Below are 14,848 nucleotides of genomic sequence, written 5' to 3'. Positions count from 1 at the left end.
AGCTAGATGAAGAACCTTGTCACATGTAAAGTAGTAGGCGTTATTGACCTAACGGATGGTTTCTTAAAAGAATTCAACCGATATCAAGAAACAAAACAAGTATGGTATGTAGAGGATAAATCATACAAAGTGAAGGATGATTATTTTATTGATGACTGGTCGCCGGAAAGGAAGGTTCAGGTCATTGAAGAGTTAAGAAGATGTGTAAGCAGCGGTGGAGTAGTTGCTACAGCATGGAAACAGAAGCAGTTAGTGGGGTTTGCGAATGTTGAAAGCGAATGCTTTGGTTCCGAGGCGCAATATGTAGAGCTACCTTACCTACATGTCTCAAATGAGGTGCGGGGTATGGGGATAGGGAAGAAGCTTTTTTCTCTTTGCTGCCAAGAAGCGAAGAGGCTAGGTGGTAAGAAACTCTATATTGCAGCGCATCCGTCTATTGAATCACAATCGTTTTATCGCGCTGTAGGGTGTTCACTAGCAGAAGAAGTGAATGAGCGTATCTTCAAAAGAGAACCTTTAGACATTCAACTCGAAAAAGCGCTATAACAAAGGGAAAGAGACATCTACGTAGTACTAGATGTCTCTTTTTCAATAACGATCTCATCAGCGAGTGCTTGCTCGATGTCTGAAGCAATATCTATCGCTTTTGTAAAAAAATGATCGCAGCGAATGCCTTTCAATGTTACATCATTGGGACGATGAGGTCCCCCGTACACTTTTACAGCCGGTCCAGAGGTGGTAAAATCTTTTACAACAACATCGTTCAGAATGACGTTGTGAGCGCGATATTGAATGGCAATCACCGGATTACCCTCATAGTTATATGTGCGATCGCCTAGAACGGTTAAACCATTGATCACAACATGATTATATCCTGATACCACGAGGCCGCGTGGTGTTGAATCTTTATAAAGCTCAGTATAAATAGGCGCGATGCTAAAGAGATTAGTTGCAGAGATATGGTGAGCTGTTTTCGATTCAGGATCTATATCCTTATGATGGCCGATGTGACGAAAATTGTAGGATCGGTTATCATTTACAGATAAATGACCATAGATGTGTACGTTCGAAGCGGCAGAAGCGTTATGATGTGCTTTAATCTCAACACCTCCAAAGCAGCGTGCTGTTGAGTTGTTCAGAAGCCAAACATTATGAGAACCGTCATCGATTTCGATGCCATTAGAGTTCGAAAATCCTTTTTTATGGGACCTGCCGCTTGGATCACTCATATGAGAATTCGAAATAAAGATATATTCGCTATGGTGTGTAGTAATGCCATCATCACCAAAGCCATAGCCATTGAGATTGTCTAACCAGATGTATTTACTTCCTCCTCTTGAACGAGTACCGTCCCCGAGGTAAGTATATAGCGAAGAAGACACATCAAACCCGTGCAGCCCTGCATTAACAGCTTCTATGTCAAACATCCAGCCATAAGTGACGTTAGCGAAGGTTAAACAGCTCGATCGATTGTTTCCTGCACTTGTTTTTTCTTCTGAATCTAGCCGTTCTATGTTCCAATCGAGTGTCATTCCTTTTACAGCTATGTTTCGATTACCTTTAAAATGGTTCCTGTTCGTAATCAGCCATTCTGCTTTAGGGCAATCGTCATGCAGTTTTAGAATCGTTTCACCTTTTCCTTCCCCTAAAAGAATCGTCCACGAAGGCAATTTGATGCCTTTTGTTATGAATTTTCCTGCTGGAATACGTATTATGACTCTTCCTTTGCCGATTGCTTTTTTAAAAGCCTCCGTATTATCGGTTATTCCGTCACCAATCGCTCCATAGTCTAAAACGTTTACTTCCTCTTTTATATAACGATAAAGCATCTCGTACTGCTCATTTAACTTCGAGATCCACCTAGGATAGATATGTTCTTGTTCATCTTTATCCCATTCAGTTGTATCGACGTCTTTGTAGCGAGCCTTCTTTATTACCAAACTTTTTGTTGCATATTTGAACCATTCTAAAGAATTTCTATTCCGTTTCCTATCTTTTTTTAATGAGTCTTTGAATAGATTCTCTGAAGTATTTACATCGATAGATTCTGTTCGAGCATGTTTTTTTCTCAATTTTGCAATCAAGTTTTTATTAGTAAGTGGATCATGATGTTTATTAAGTGAAATCATTTAAACGATCACCTCGGCCTTCAATAAATTAGATTATAATTCATGATTTCCCTATCTAAAATATAATAATCAGTATGAAAGAGGAGTAGGGGAGAGCCATTTTGACAACCTAACCTTGGGTGTAAACAAAAATGTTTGCAAGTTTACAAATGCGTTTGCAATTGTTTGCTTATTTGTTTGCAAGTTTGCAGAGCCGTTTACTTGTTGATGTGTAAGGGTTTTTCCTGTGTTAAGTGAGTTGTTTACAACAATGTTTACAAGTTTACAGAAAATGTTTGCGTGTTTACAAATGTATTAAAAAGAAAATTAGGCATTGTTTAATTTCAATTAACCCTCTAATCTATTTATATAGCAACAAAATAAAGATTTGAAAAAAGAAAGGATGTACGCCCATGAGTAATTCTAGAATTGCTGCAGTTGATGTAGGTAACGATTCACTAAAAGGAATTTTCGGTACATTAGAACATGAATTAAACATCCCTAACGTAATTGCTAGAGATATTGAGGATCGTCCTGTTATTGGGATTGAGGAGTTAGACAGCAAAGATCCTTTAGAAGGCATACATATTAGAGTTCACTCCCCTGCCCTAAAAGAAAACAATGTGATTTATCGTGTTGGTCAGCTTGCTGCTAAGAGCGATAACTCTACTGAATTAGATCCAGGAAGCAGTAAATCAGAAGAAGATCAAACGTTGATCATGCTTTTTGCTGCATTAGCTCTTGATGCTGTAAATGAAGATAATGCTAAAACATTTACGAAAAACAACAATGTGATTGATACAAGCTATATTTTAGGTACAGGCCTTCCTCTACGCGAAGTAAAAGAAGGTAAGGACGCGGGTTACCGTTCAAAACTACTAGGATCTGTTCACCAAGTAGAATTCTTAGTAACACCTAAGTATCAAGGAATTAAAGTAAACTTAAAGTTTGAAGAAGTAAAAGTGTATCCAGAAGGTTTTGCTGCTTTTATTAACCTCGTTATGGATAACGATTTAAATATTACGAATAAAGATCTGATCGACAAGCCTATTCTTATTCAAGATATCGGCGGACTTTCTACAGATATCGCAGTGATCAAGAATAGAAACGTTGATGATGATAAAGCTCAAGGCTTTAACCTTGGTGTTTCTGAAGCGCTAGAACAAATTAGAGAAGAAATCCGCTCTAAGCATGGCGTGGAATTAGACAGCCGACGTGATGTAGTAGATATCATTACGAAAAAGACGAACCGCAACCACATCATGGTTCGTGGTAGCCGGACTAGTGTACATGACATTACAGATCGTATTTTAGTAGACCTAGCGAAAAAGCAATACCGTCTTCTTCGCAACGTTTGGCAAAAGAATTCGCAAACGGAAATCTGTTATTTTGTAGGTGGGGGATCTGCCGTACTTAAAGATTATATTAAGACGCTAAACAATAACCTGGATGGCTACAACATCGACTTTTTTGAAGATGAAAAAGAAAGCATCTGGATGATGGCAAACGCTTATTATAAGCTGATCTCTGATCATTTAAGAAGAACTGCGCCTAAAGAGAAAAAGAGCGAGGATAAAGACAAAAAAGCCGTTAAAGCTTAAACAAGGGTGATGAAATGGACAAAAAAGCATCCAATGAGATTACAAGAGGTAAAACGATTGCTTTTCGTATCCCCTCTGACACCCCAGATCACGTCATCAAACAGCTTCAAAAGCTGAAAGAGACGGAGAGGCGCAATTTTTCGAGTAAGATCTCAGAGTATGTCCTTCAAGGTGTTGGACAAGACATCCAAAGAGATCGAGAAACGATTACGATACCGTTGCCGAAAAATTTAAGTAAGATGCAGCGTGATTGGTTGAAGCATGAACATTCAGAGGCCTTGTTAGGCAATATTTTGTATCAGCTCATATCTAATCCTGTAAGAACAGCATCTTTACTTGCGGCTTTAAACAGCAACGCAACCGATATTGACGAAGCTTTATATCTTCAGGAAGATGTACAGCGTGAAGAGGATTCATTGGATCAGTATGAAAATCCAGTTGAGACCGAACACACAACCACCGATGGTTTTGACGATGATGATCTAAGTCAATTCGATTGGAACAGTGCTAAGCGAGATGAGCCCGAAGAAAAAGAAGAAACACAAAGCCCGGAGCAGGAAATGGAAGATCTGCTTGGAGATTTCCTGGCACATATGAATAAGTAATCAAAAGCGCAGCTGAATCTTCAGCTGCGTTTTTTTATTAAAATGAGGTCGCATACTGCAGGGTATGTGAGAGAAAGAGAGAGGCGTAAACTGTCGAGGATTGTAAACTTGCGGATAAACCGTTAAAACTTTTGGATTGAGCGACTAATCTTCTGGATATACAGCCGAAATTTCTGGATTGCGTTCCAAAACTTCTGGATTGAACGAGTTGAATACCCATATAGGTATATGTAACGTTCTGTTTCGGTACACGAAACAGTAACTATTCTCCCTTTGAAGGAGTAGAACTTTTATAAAAAATCAGTTTGTTTCCAACACAGGTAGGGAAAGGTCTCTTTATGATGTGAAAATACATAATGGAGAGGATTAGTTATATGAGCGATCAGAACAAAGTGAACGGCAACAGCAAGAATGAACAGCTGGAACAGTATCGTGCAGATGACAAAGGCAAAAAGTTAACGACCAATCAAGGGTTAAAAGTTGCTGAAGACGAATTCTCGCTAAAAGCGGGAGAACGTGGTCCGACACTTATGGAAGATTTTCATTTTCGGGAAAAAATGACTCACTTTGACCATGAAAGAATACCAGAGCGTATCGTACATGCTCGTGGGTTTGCAGCTCATGGAGAGTTTGAATTATATGAGTCTTTAGGAGAATTTACGAAAGCAAATTTTTTAAATGATACCTCTAAAACAACTCCAACGTTCGTCCGTTTTTCGACAGTAGCTGGTTCACGTGGATCTGCTGAAACGGTGCGTGATGCGCGCGGTTTCGCAACGAAGTTTTATACGGAGGAAGGAAACTACGATCTTGTTGGAAACAACATCCCGGTTTTCTTCATTCAAGATGCGATCAAGTTTCCTGACTTGGTTCATGCGTTAAAACCTGAGCCGCATAACGAGATGCCGCAAGCAGCAAGCGCACATGATACGTTTTGGGATTTTGTAGCCAATAATCAAGAGTCCGCGCATATGGTGATGTGGGCGATGTCAGACCGAGCGATTCCACGAAGTTTTCGCATGATGGAAGGTTTCGGTGTTCATACGTTCAGACTTGTGAATGACGAAGGAAAAGCGCATTTTGTGAAGTTTCACTGGAAGCCAGTCTTAGGAACATATTCTCTCGTATGGGATGAAGCACAAAAGATCTCAGGGAAAGATCCGGATTTCCACCGAAGAGATCTTTGGGAATCGATCGAAAATGGGGATTACCCTGAATATGAACTAGGACTTCAAATTATTGCGGAAGATGATGAATTTAACTTTGATTTTGATATCTTAGATCCGACGAAATTGTGGCCAGAAGAAGATGTGCCAGTAAAACTTGTCGGCAAGATGACGTTGAACCGTAACGTGGATAACGTTTTTGCTGAAACAGAGCAAGTTGCATTCCACCCAGGACACGTCGTACCAGGTATCGACTTTTCAAACGACCCACTTTTACAAGGACGTTTGTTCTCTTATACAGATACACAACTTTCTCGTCTTGGAGGACCAAACTTCCATGAACTTCCGATCAATCGACCAGTTTGTCCGTTTCATAACAATCAGCGTGACGGAATTTCAAGACATACGATCAACAGAGGTCAAGTGAGCTATCACAAGAATTCACTTGCAGCGAATACGCCGTCACCTACTCCTGAAGCAGAAGGCGGATATGTTCATTATCAGGAAAAAGTAGACGGAAGAAAAATCAGAGGCAGAAGTGAGAGCTTTAAAGACCATTTCTCTCAAGCCACTCTTTTCTGGAACAGTATGAGCGAGCCGGAAAAACAGCATCTAAAGAACGCTTTTAGTTTTGAGCTGGGTAAAGTGAAGAGCAAATCCGTACAACAGCAAGTCGTAGATATGTTTGGCAACGTGAGCTTGGAGCTTGCGACGGCTTTTGCAGAAGCGATCGATGCGGTACCTCCTCAAGGAGAAGGTTCTACGGTTACAAAATCTTCACCAGCATTAAGCCAGCTAAATACGGTGAAAAGCCCGAAGACAAGAAAAGTGGGAGTTATTGTGGGATCGACTGTAAGCAGTGAAGCAGCAGATATTCTGCAATCGTTAAAAGAGAGTGGCATTCAAGGTGAATGTATAAGTGATAAGCTAGGCAAACGCATAGCGGATGACGGATCTGAACTAGAGATCATGCATACATTCTTGACTGCAACTTCTGTTATCTTTGATGCGATCTATGTGGTAGGTGGTAGTGAGGATGCTACGTTTAAGAAGAATGCTTTGCACTTCGTTAATGAAGCTTTCGCGCACTTTAAACCGATCGGTGGTACGCATGAAGGTCAGCAGTGGCTGAATGAAGCAGAACTGACCGGACAGCCTGGTGTTGTTAGTGGAGATGGAAAAGACGATTTCGTACAGAACTTTACGGAAGCTATTTCCGTTCACCGCCATTGGAACCGTCAAGTATAAGGATTAGAGAACAGTGGGCGTAAGTGTTCACTGTTCTTTTTTTATTTCTAAGGAATGAAATGATGACAACGATACAAACTACATATGAACCTAACATGAAGGAGAGTTCATATGTATAGAAAAATAATTAAGATGATTATGGTGCTTGCCATAGCGTTCCCGCTTTTTGCTTCATCATTAACAGCAGAAGCAAAGCCGAAACAAAGAGTGCAAGGACCGTGTTTTAACCAAAACGCGATTGATCTGTATTCTTTGCAAAGAAAGCTGTGGAAGGACCATGTGTATTGGACGAGAAGCTACATTGTGAGCGCTACTGAAGGTGCCAAAGATCAAGAAGCAGTGTTGAAGAGGCTATTGCAGAATCAAACCGATATTGGTAACTCAATCAAGCCGTATTATGGAGATCAAGCCGGGAACGAACTCGGAAAATTATTAACAGAGCACATTGTAATCGCAGGACAGCTAGTGGATGCCGTGAAAAATGGCGATACGGCAAAAGCAGCGATCATCAATAAAGACTGGTACCGTAACGCAGATGATATTGCCAAATTTATGAGTAAAGCGAACCCGAACTGGTCAGAGCAACAAGTAAAAGAAATGCTTTACACACATTTAAAGTATGTCAGTGATGAAGCTGTTGCAAGGCTTAAAAAAGATTATGCTGGAGAGATTGTGATCTTTGATAAGAACAAGAATCATATGGTGATGTTTGCCGATGAAATAACGAATGGCATCATGAAGCAGTTTCCAGACTCATTTAGAACGTCATAAGAAAAAAGCCTCTCAGTGAGTGAGAGGCTTTTTTGCTATTTATCCTTCTTTTCTTTTTTGTTTTGTTCTTTTTGATCAATTGTACCTTGATTGAATGTATCGTTAATCTGCTCGTGAACGGTTTCTAATTCCTTATCTGTCTTTGATTTGTTTTTCTTATCGAGTTCAAAGTTTTTCTCTGCGATGTCTTCGGATTGCTTTTGTTTATCTGTTTTGTCGCTCATGAATGATTACCTCCTATTTTAGAAAAAGGGTCTACTTATCCTTTTCCCTTTCAGTTTTCCCTGAAACATGTTGAATTAAAATAAGCCTTATCCGATGATGGATAAGGCTTATGGTTGGAATTGGTCCTTGAAAGTAGTTGATTTCCGCTGCAGGTTGCATGCTTTCCACGGGGCGAACGGTGAGCCTCCTGCCGCTTTGCGCCATTAGGAGTCTCCACCTGCCCGCTCGTCCCGTAGGAGTCAGCAACCTTCCGCTACAAACAACTTGCAACAGATGAAAAAAAACATCTATAAGCCACTGACTTTTAGCAGTAACCTATCAAAAGAAATCCAGGAAAGTTGCGGGCTTATTTGTAATGATTTCTTCAAATCGCTCTACGTCTTCTTGGTTTCCTATGATCTTTCCGCATGAAAATAGAAACTGGGGCTTTTGTGAGCCTAGAAGTGCTGCTGCTAGCGTTTGTACATCCATAGCTAATGCGTCTGATACGGTCTCTGATTCCATCGTGATGCCATTTGCATCAATTGTGAACGTACCGTTGTTCCATTCTGCTTTTTCGTCTGTAATGGATAGTGTAAGTCTACCATCTAAGTTCTTGAATGGATATTGCTTTAGAAAGCTTTCTACATCCACAATACGTGCCATGAAGTAGGGATATTGCTCTTGGTGGATCCGTGGATTGTTTAATAAAAACGGAAGCTGATCATTAGATGGTGCGATGATTTTCACTTTGTCTACCATTGAATCGTGTTGACAGATGAAATTCCATAGAGCACGCCGTGCGTCATCGCTGACATAGACAAACTCTTGAACATCCAACAATTTATCTGCGACCTTGCAGCATAGGTATCCCTTAGGTTCTCCGTTTTCATCTTTATAGAGGATACGGTTATAGCCTTCTGTAAACACATGATTGTTCCACCAATAGTCTGTACGAACAAGCAGATGATTGTATGTACGGAACCACCCCTCGTAAACCGTATTTAGTAACTCATTTCCGTCCTTCTCCGTTAACCTGGAAATGGTACCAGGGACATCTTCATATCGCACGAGATCACTTTTATTGAGTGTATATTTGTTCACTGAGGCTGTGAGCTCCCAGCCGAAACGACGATAGAATTGAATATTGAAAGGATGCAGCAAGCTGATGCTTTGACCGTTCTCCTTCATTTTTAAAAGTGCTTGTTGTAATAGACGGGTGACCGAGCCTTTTCGGCGATGTTCTGGCCAAGTAGCTACACCTGCGATTCCACCCATGGGAAAACGCTGATTTTCAATAGAGATCTCCAAAGAGTGAATGTGGAGCTTAGAAATAAGTTCTTCGTTTTCAAACTCTCCCCAGATTTCCTGTCTCTTCATCATTTCATACCGTTTCGGCAGATCTTCTTTTTTTACGATGTACTGAAAAGCATATTGAGAAAGCTGAATGGATTTTTCGAATTCTGATTCTGATAATACTCTGAGTTCCATTTTTTAACGACCTCCCTTTACTTCTCCATACTACAAGTTCGGCGGGAGAGTTGAAAAGGATTTCACTAAAAAAGCATGAATAAACGCTTTAAATAAAAATGGTAGTATGAATAGAGAAGTGAAAAATAATGGATATTTATAAAAACTATCGAAATTATATTCATTTGGAGTTATAATTATAAATCGTTGTGCATATTCACAACGTTGGAGTGAGGACGAGCATGCGTATTCATAAGTATATAAGTTTAACGGGTTTTTGTTCTAGAAGAGAGACGGATCGGTTATTGAAGAGTGGCCGAATTTCCATAAATGGAGAGATCGCCAATAAAGATAGTTTTGTACTGGATATGGATACGGTCCTTATCGATGGGAAAGTCATTCCTCAAAAAACGTCAACGGTCTACCTCGCTTTTAATAAACCAGTGGGAGTCACGACCACATCTAATCCTGAGATTGATGGAAACATTCTAGAGTATATCGATCTATCAGAGCGCGTATTTGCCGTTGGTAGGTTAGATAAAGGTTCTCAAGGTTTGATTTTATTAACGAATGACGGAGAGTTAGCCAATCGGATTTCGCAGGCGGATTATGGTCATGAGAAAGAATATGAAGTGACGGTCGATCAACCTGTTACTGATTTGTTTCTTCAAAAAATGGCTCAAGGGGTCTTCATTTTAGATGCCATAACAAAACCTGCGAAAACAGAGTGGGTAAGTAAATATGTTTTTCGGATCACGCTTACGCAAGGATTGAACCGGCAGATTCGGCGGATGTGCAAAACGCTAGGGTATGAAGTAGAGAAGTTAGAGCGTATACGCATTATGAATATACATCTTCATGCATTGGAACCTGGAAAGTGGCGGTATTTAAGGCATGACGAGCTGAGCGAGCTGAAGAAAGGTTTAGAGATTTAGTAAAAAAGGAAAGAAAAACTAGTATTTTATAAGAAACTCTGTATTTCTTACAATATTGCGAAAATTGTAGAATAAACATATACTTGGAAATGGAAAGTGTATGAAAGCGCTTTACATCGTAGAAAGAGAGGCATAAAATTATGGGTTTACCGAAACAACAGATTGATGATCAAATGAAACAAACGAGCTTTAGTCGATTAATTAAATTTATAGTACCCTCATTGATTGGTATCTTTTTATTTATGATTCCTATCTCATATGATGGGGAAATTACCATTCCTGTAGCGATTTTAGCAGGAATGTTGCAGGATGGAATAGGTGCACATATTCCGAAAATCATGACAGCTATTATAGCGATTACGGTCGTAGGCTCTTTAGGCACATTCTTTTTTAAACCTAAAGCCGTTGTAAATCAACCGTTTCTAAATACATTGTTCAACGTAAATATCGTTTGGCAGTTGATTCGTTTAGTAGGATTAATTTTTGCTGTGATGACATTATTCAAGCTTGGACCGGAAGCCGTATGGTCTGAAAATACAGGACAGCTTCTTCTATTTGATTTGATTCCTGTATTGTTTTCCGTGTTTTTATTTGCAGGACTGTTCTTACCACTGTTATTCAACTTCGGATTGTTAGAACTTTGTGGGGCATTACTCGTAAAAGTGATGCGTCCTGTTTTTAAACTGCCTGGACGTTCTTCTATCGATTGTTTAGCATCATGGCTTGGAGATGGAACGATCGGTGTGCTTTTAACAAACAAGCAGTATGAAGAGGGCTATTATACAAAGCGTGAGGCAGCTGTAATCGGCACAACATTTTCTGTTGTATCCATTACGTTCGCAATTGTTGTTCTTGCTCAAGTAGATCTGGCTCACATGATCGTTCCATATTATTTAACGGTCGTATTAGCAGGGCTCGTGTGTGCGATTATTATCCCACGCATTCCGCCACTTTCTAGAAAGCCTGATACGTATTATGAGGGCGCAAAAGAAAATGTAGCAGATGAAGTGATTCCAGAAGGTGAGACACCTTTTAGATTTGGTCTTAAAAAGGCGGTTGAACGCGCTGATCAAAATAAAAAAGCGGCACCGCTAGTAAGAGAAGGTTTTCAGAACGTCCTTGATATGTGGATGGGTGTTGTTCCAATCGTAATGGCAATCGGAACATCCGCACTGATGGTAGCAGAGTTCACACCTTTCTTCACATACTTGGGGGCACCTTTTGTACCGATCTTAGAGTTCCTGCAAGTACCATATGCATCAGATGCAGCACAGACGATTGTAATCGGATTTGCAGACATGTTCCTTCCTTCTATCATAGGAGCAGGAATTGAGAGCGAACTGACTCGTTTCGTAATCGCGGCAATGTCAGTCATCCAATTGATCTATATGTCTGAAGTTGGCGGATTGCTGCTAGCTTCAAAGATTCCTGTTAACTTTAAAGAACTAGTTATTATCTTTTTCTTGCGTACATTCATCTCACTTCCGATTGTTGTGGGAATGGCACATCTTATGTTTTAAAACAAAAGCTGTTCAGAGAGTCGTTTCTCTGAACAGCTTTTTTTAGATGCTATAAAAGTTCTTGTATATGTTTTTCAATGGTTTCGGGCTTGTCCGTTGGTGCGAAGCGTTTTACAACTTGCCCGTTTCGGTCTACTAAAAATTTGGTAAAGTTCCATTTGATTGCTTTAGATCCTAAGATGCCAGGTGCTTCAGCCGCTAAATATTTAAAAAGAGGATGCGCTCCATCACCGTTTACGTCTACTTTTGCGAACATTGGAAAGTTAACACCATAGTTCAACTCACAGAACTCCATAATCTCGTCACTTGACCCAGGTTCTTGCGCTCCAAATTGGTTACATGGAAATCCAAGTACGGATAATCCTTGCTCTTTATGGCTCTCATAAATAGATTGAAGTCCTTTGTATTGAGGGGTAAAACCGCATTTACTTGCCGTATTAACAATTAAGAGCACATCGCCTTTGTAAGAGTCTAGGTTGGTTTTCTCGCCTTTGATCGTTTCAACTGAAAAATCATATACTGACATTTTCTCAAACTCCTTATTTTCGTTTTTTTATAAGTGTAACGGTAAATGGAACGGCTTTCACTGAAAATGCTCGAAGTGATAAAATAAGGAGCTAACGTGAAAGGGGAAATATAAAATGGACGCAGTGTTTCATGTGGAACATCAAGTTTTTAATTACCGTGTGGCTGCCGTAATGATTAAAGAAGGTCGCGTGCTTATGCATCGAGCAAAAGCGGAAACAAATTGGTCATTGCCTGGAGGACGGGTGAAACTTGGGGAAGATGCGCAGACAAGTTTGAAGCGTGAAATGAAAGAAGAACTGGATCTGAACGTGAGGGTTGATGGTTTCTTATGGACAGTGGAAAACTTTTTTACATATGCAGAAAAAGAGATCCACGAGGTTGGATTATATTTTAAAATCACAGCTAAAAAACCGTTGCCGCTTCATGATGGTGAGGAATTTACTGTGTTAGAAGCAGATCGACTTGTTTTTAAGTGGGTCCCGTTGGAGAAGTTAAATGATTATGAGTTGTACCCCCATGTGGTGAAGGAAAAGCTAAAAGAGGGTTCTTTTAAGCCAGATTATTTCTTAGTAGATCAATCTCCTGTAGTGGATACACGTCCTTAATAGATACGAGAATAAAGAAACAAGGTAAGTAGCGAGGTTAAAGTGTTTAACCTTACGCCGCTTACCTTGTTTTACTCCTGTTTTTAATCCGATTCTTCACTGCTGTTATTGTTGTAAGCCAATCCACAAGAACAACGAGAATCACCGAACAATAGATGATAAGCAGCTGGGAACTCCTGATTCACTAGCTGTACGCCGCGTGCAAACTCTTTTACGTCAGTAGGGACGCGGGGGAGTGCATCGGCTTTCTTTTGAGAATCAATATAAGCCCCAGGCGGGACGAATCGGTTCTTCCGAATACGCACTCCGTTCGTTACTACTGCATTGTAGGAAATAAAGCTCCCTTTCTCCACCGTAGCGTTATAAACGATCGCCTTAAAGCCTACAAATACTTTTTCTCCGATAAAACAAGGTCCGTGAACGAGAGCGCCATGTGCGACAGAGACTTCATTATCGATATAAATGGAATACTTTCTGCCATCAACTTTGACGAACTGATTCGTTAATCCATGAAGAATGACGCCATCTTGAAGGTTCGTATCACAGCCGATATAAAATGGAGTCCCTTCATCTGCGCGAATACTCACCAGTGGTGCGACATATACGTTCTCTTGTATCCTTACATCCCCTATTACGCTTGTAAATGGACTTAAAAATGAACTTTGATCAATGGTTGGTGCGATCTGAATTGGATTAAAAGTTGTCTTAGGATTAGGGCTAACAAAAGGTTGAAAGCCGTCTCCGCAATCATTGTGTTTCAAAACTATCCACCCCTTACAATTTATCTCTTCAGCCTATGCAGAAAAGCAAGATGTGGAAACCCGTCTAGTTATTCATACTCGTCTCAAGTGATAGTACCGTGCAAATAGATGTCAGTGTCCACCCCGTTTGTACAAAGTGGGTTTTTTGTATTTGTGTGGGGTCAGACCCCACTACGCCTTGAGGCTTATCTAAAGATACAGCTACGGCCGGTTTTGAGAAAATGCTGAGGGAGGTAAGCTAAAGATACGAAAGGAGGAAGCCAATATGAAAAAATTAGGCTTGCTTGTAGTTGGAGGAATTGCAGCAATCGTTTTGATCGCAAATCTTGGCCCGATGGTTGGCCTTGGGATCGGTCTAGCGGTGATGTATTACGCCTTTAAGAAGGCGATGGCTGCACACAGTGGAGGAAAGAAATTTTGGTGGGGTGCTCTATCAGTAGTTGGGCTTTGCGTAGCTGTTAGCAACCTTCCTGCGATATTAGGCGCTGTCGCGATCTATGTTCTTTACGTTGTCTATAAGAAATGGAACCAATCAGCGGTATTAGATGAGAACAACAGTAATGATCCTTTCACAAATTTTGAAAGAGAATGGGCAAAACTTAAAAATAGCTAAAAACAAACGTTAAAAGGAGCGAATCACTATGAATTTATTTGAACGCATCAAAAACTCAATCTCAGCAGATGTACATGAGCTTTTAGATCAAAAAGAGGAAAAGAATCCGTTATCTCTTCTGAACCAATATTTAAGACAGTGTGAGTTAGAGGTGAACAAAGCTCATAAGTTAGTAGAACGTCAGCAGCTGTTAAAGGATGAGTTCGTACGTGAGATGGAAGAAGCCGAGGCAAGAGCAGCTAAGCGAGCTCATCAGGCTGAAATCGCTCAGCAAGCGAACGAGCAAGAGTTGTATCAATTCGCTGTTCAAGAAAAAGAACAGCATGCACTACGAGCAGCCCACTTAAAAGAGTCTACGCTTCAAGCAGAAAAGGATCTTGTAGAGCTTGAGCAAAAGTATGAGCAGATGAAACATAAGCTAAAAGATATGCAGATCAAACGCATGGAATTGATGGGACGTGAAAATGTAGCACGCGCTCACCAGAAGATGGACCGTGTGATCGATCCGTCTCAATCCTTGAAAAAATCGGCTTTCCGTTTTGATGAGCTTGAACATTATATGGATCGTCTTGAACAGAAAGTAAACGCTGATTATCAAGCAAGTTCAATGGACGCGAAGCTAGCTAAACTTGAAAAAGATTGGAAAAAGGAAGAATCATCTACTACCGTTTAAGGCAGTATGTGATACGATAAAATAAGAGACAAGGCGCAAA

At 40.3% G+C, this 14,848-nt stretch carries 15 protein-coding genes; 10 read left to right on the top strand and 5 right to left on the bottom strand.

What is annotated here, in order from left to right; translation table 11 throughout:
• The first annotated feature begins 6 nt into the window (after positions 1–6).
• Positions 7–546, top strand: a complete 540-nt coding sequence (locus ACOZ9X_RS18520; protein ID WP_423419475.1) for a GNAT family N-acetyltransferase — start codon at positions 7–9, stop codon at positions 544–546.
• 17 nt (positions 547–563) lie between these two features.
• On the opposite strand, the gene ACOZ9X_RS18515 is transcribed toward ACOZ9X_RS18520, so the two are convergent.
• Positions 564–2,129: a glycosyl hydrolase family 28-related protein gene (locus tag ACOZ9X_RS18515; protein WP_423419474.1), complete on the bottom strand. Its 1,566-nt coding sequence runs from the start codon at positions 2,127–2,129 to the stop codon at positions 564–566.
• Between the two features lie 392 nt (positions 2,130–2,521).
• On the opposite strand from ACOZ9X_RS18515, the gene ACOZ9X_RS18510 reads away from it, so the two are divergent.
• The 4 genes from ACOZ9X_RS18510 (at position 2,522) to ACOZ9X_RS18495 (ending at position 7,499) form a co-directional block, all read left to right on the top strand.
• Positions 2,522–3,709 carry a ParM/StbA family protein gene (locus ACOZ9X_RS18510; RefSeq protein ID WP_066399370.1) on the top strand — a complete coding sequence of 396 codons (1,188 nt, stop codon included), beginning with the start codon at positions 2,522–2,524 and terminating at the stop codon, positions 3,707–3,709.
• A gap of 14 nt (positions 3,710–3,723) precedes the next feature.
• Positions 3,724–4,314, top strand: a complete 591-nt coding sequence (locus ACOZ9X_RS18505) for a hypothetical protein (protein ID WP_423419473.1) — start codon at positions 3,724–3,726, stop codon at positions 4,312–4,314.
• Positions 4,315–4,688: 374 nt separating this feature from the next.
• A complete protein-coding gene (locus ACOZ9X_RS18500; protein ID WP_423419472.1) occupies positions 4,689–6,728 on the top strand; it encodes a catalase in 2,040 nt (679 codons plus the stop codon).
• 111 nt (positions 6,729–6,839) lie between these two features.
• A complete protein-coding gene (locus ACOZ9X_RS18495; protein WP_423419471.1) occupies positions 6,840–7,499 on the top strand; it encodes a glycosyltransferase in 660 nt (219 codons plus the stop codon).
• Positions 7,500–7,534: 35 nt separating this feature from the next.
• Here ACOZ9X_RS18495 and ACOZ9X_RS18490 read toward each other — a convergent pair whose 3' ends face one another.
• Together ACOZ9X_RS18490 and ACOZ9X_RS18485 are read right to left on the bottom strand one after the other, a co-directional pair.
• Positions 7,535–7,723: a DUF4025 domain-containing protein gene (locus tag ACOZ9X_RS18490; RefSeq protein ID WP_144696672.1), complete on the bottom strand. Its 189-nt coding sequence runs from the start codon at positions 7,721–7,723 to the stop codon at positions 7,535–7,537.
• Between the two features lie 319 nt (positions 7,724–8,042).
• On the bottom strand, positions 8,043–9,194 hold the full coding sequence (locus ACOZ9X_RS18485; protein WP_423419470.1) for a GNAT family N-acetyltransferase: 1,152 nt from the start codon (positions 9,192–9,194) through the stop codon (positions 8,043–8,045).
• Between the two features lie 221 nt (positions 9,195–9,415).
• On the opposite strand from ACOZ9X_RS18485, the gene ACOZ9X_RS18480 reads away from it, so the two are divergent.
• Positions 9,416–10,108, top strand: coding sequence for a pseudouridine synthase (locus ACOZ9X_RS18480; protein WP_423419469.1), 693 nt, complete (start codon positions 9,416–9,418; stop codon positions 10,106–10,108).
• A 140-nt stretch (positions 10,109–10,248) separates the two neighbouring features.
• A complete protein-coding gene (locus ACOZ9X_RS18475) occupies positions 10,249–11,628 on the top strand; it encodes a YjiH family protein (RefSeq protein ID WP_423419468.1) in 1,380 nt (459 codons plus the stop codon).
• Positions 11,629–11,677: 49 nt separating this feature from the next.
• Here ACOZ9X_RS18475 and ACOZ9X_RS18470 read toward each other — a convergent pair whose 3' ends face one another.
• Complete coding sequence (locus ACOZ9X_RS18470) at positions 11,678–12,154, bottom strand: glutathione peroxidase (RefSeq protein ID WP_423419467.1); 477 nt, start codon at positions 12,152–12,154, stop codon at positions 11,678–11,680.
• A gap of 115 nt (positions 12,155–12,269) precedes the next feature.
• Between ACOZ9X_RS18470 and ACOZ9X_RS18465 the strand changes: the two genes are divergently transcribed.
• Positions 12,270–12,761: an NUDIX hydrolase gene (locus ACOZ9X_RS18465; protein WP_423419466.1), complete on the top strand. Its 492-nt coding sequence runs from the start codon at positions 12,270–12,272 to the stop codon at positions 12,759–12,761.
• An 83-nt stretch (positions 12,762–12,844) separates the two neighbouring features.
• Here the strand turns inward: ACOZ9X_RS18465 and ACOZ9X_RS18460 are convergent, their stop codons facing one another.
• On the bottom strand, positions 12,845–13,522 hold the full coding sequence (locus ACOZ9X_RS18460; protein ID WP_423419465.1) for a carbonate dehydratase: 678 nt from the start codon (positions 13,520–13,522) through the stop codon (positions 12,845–12,847).
• Positions 13,523–13,787: 265 nt separating this feature from the next.
• On the opposite strand from ACOZ9X_RS18460, the gene ACOZ9X_RS18455 reads away from it, so the two are divergent.
• Positions 13,788–14,135: a flagellar basal body rod protein gene (locus tag ACOZ9X_RS18455; protein ID WP_423419464.1), complete on the top strand. Its 348-nt coding sequence runs from the start codon at positions 13,788–13,790 to the stop codon at positions 14,133–14,135.
• A gap of 28 nt (positions 14,136–14,163) precedes the next feature.
• Positions 14,164–14,808, top strand: coding sequence for a PspA/IM30 family protein (locus ACOZ9X_RS18450; RefSeq protein ID WP_423419463.1), 645 nt, complete (start codon positions 14,164–14,166; stop codon positions 14,806–14,808).
• Positions 14,809–14,848: the final 40 nt, after the last annotated feature.

The organism is Fictibacillus nanhaiensis (genome assembly GCF_049537595.1).
In the GTDB taxonomy this organism is placed as follows: domain Bacteria; phylum Bacillota; class Bacilli; order Bacillales; family Fictibacillaceae; genus Fictibacillus; species Fictibacillus nanhaiensis_F.
The sequence above is the reverse complement of the archived record's forward strand: the minus strand, read 5'-3'. Positions and strand labels throughout refer to the sequence as shown.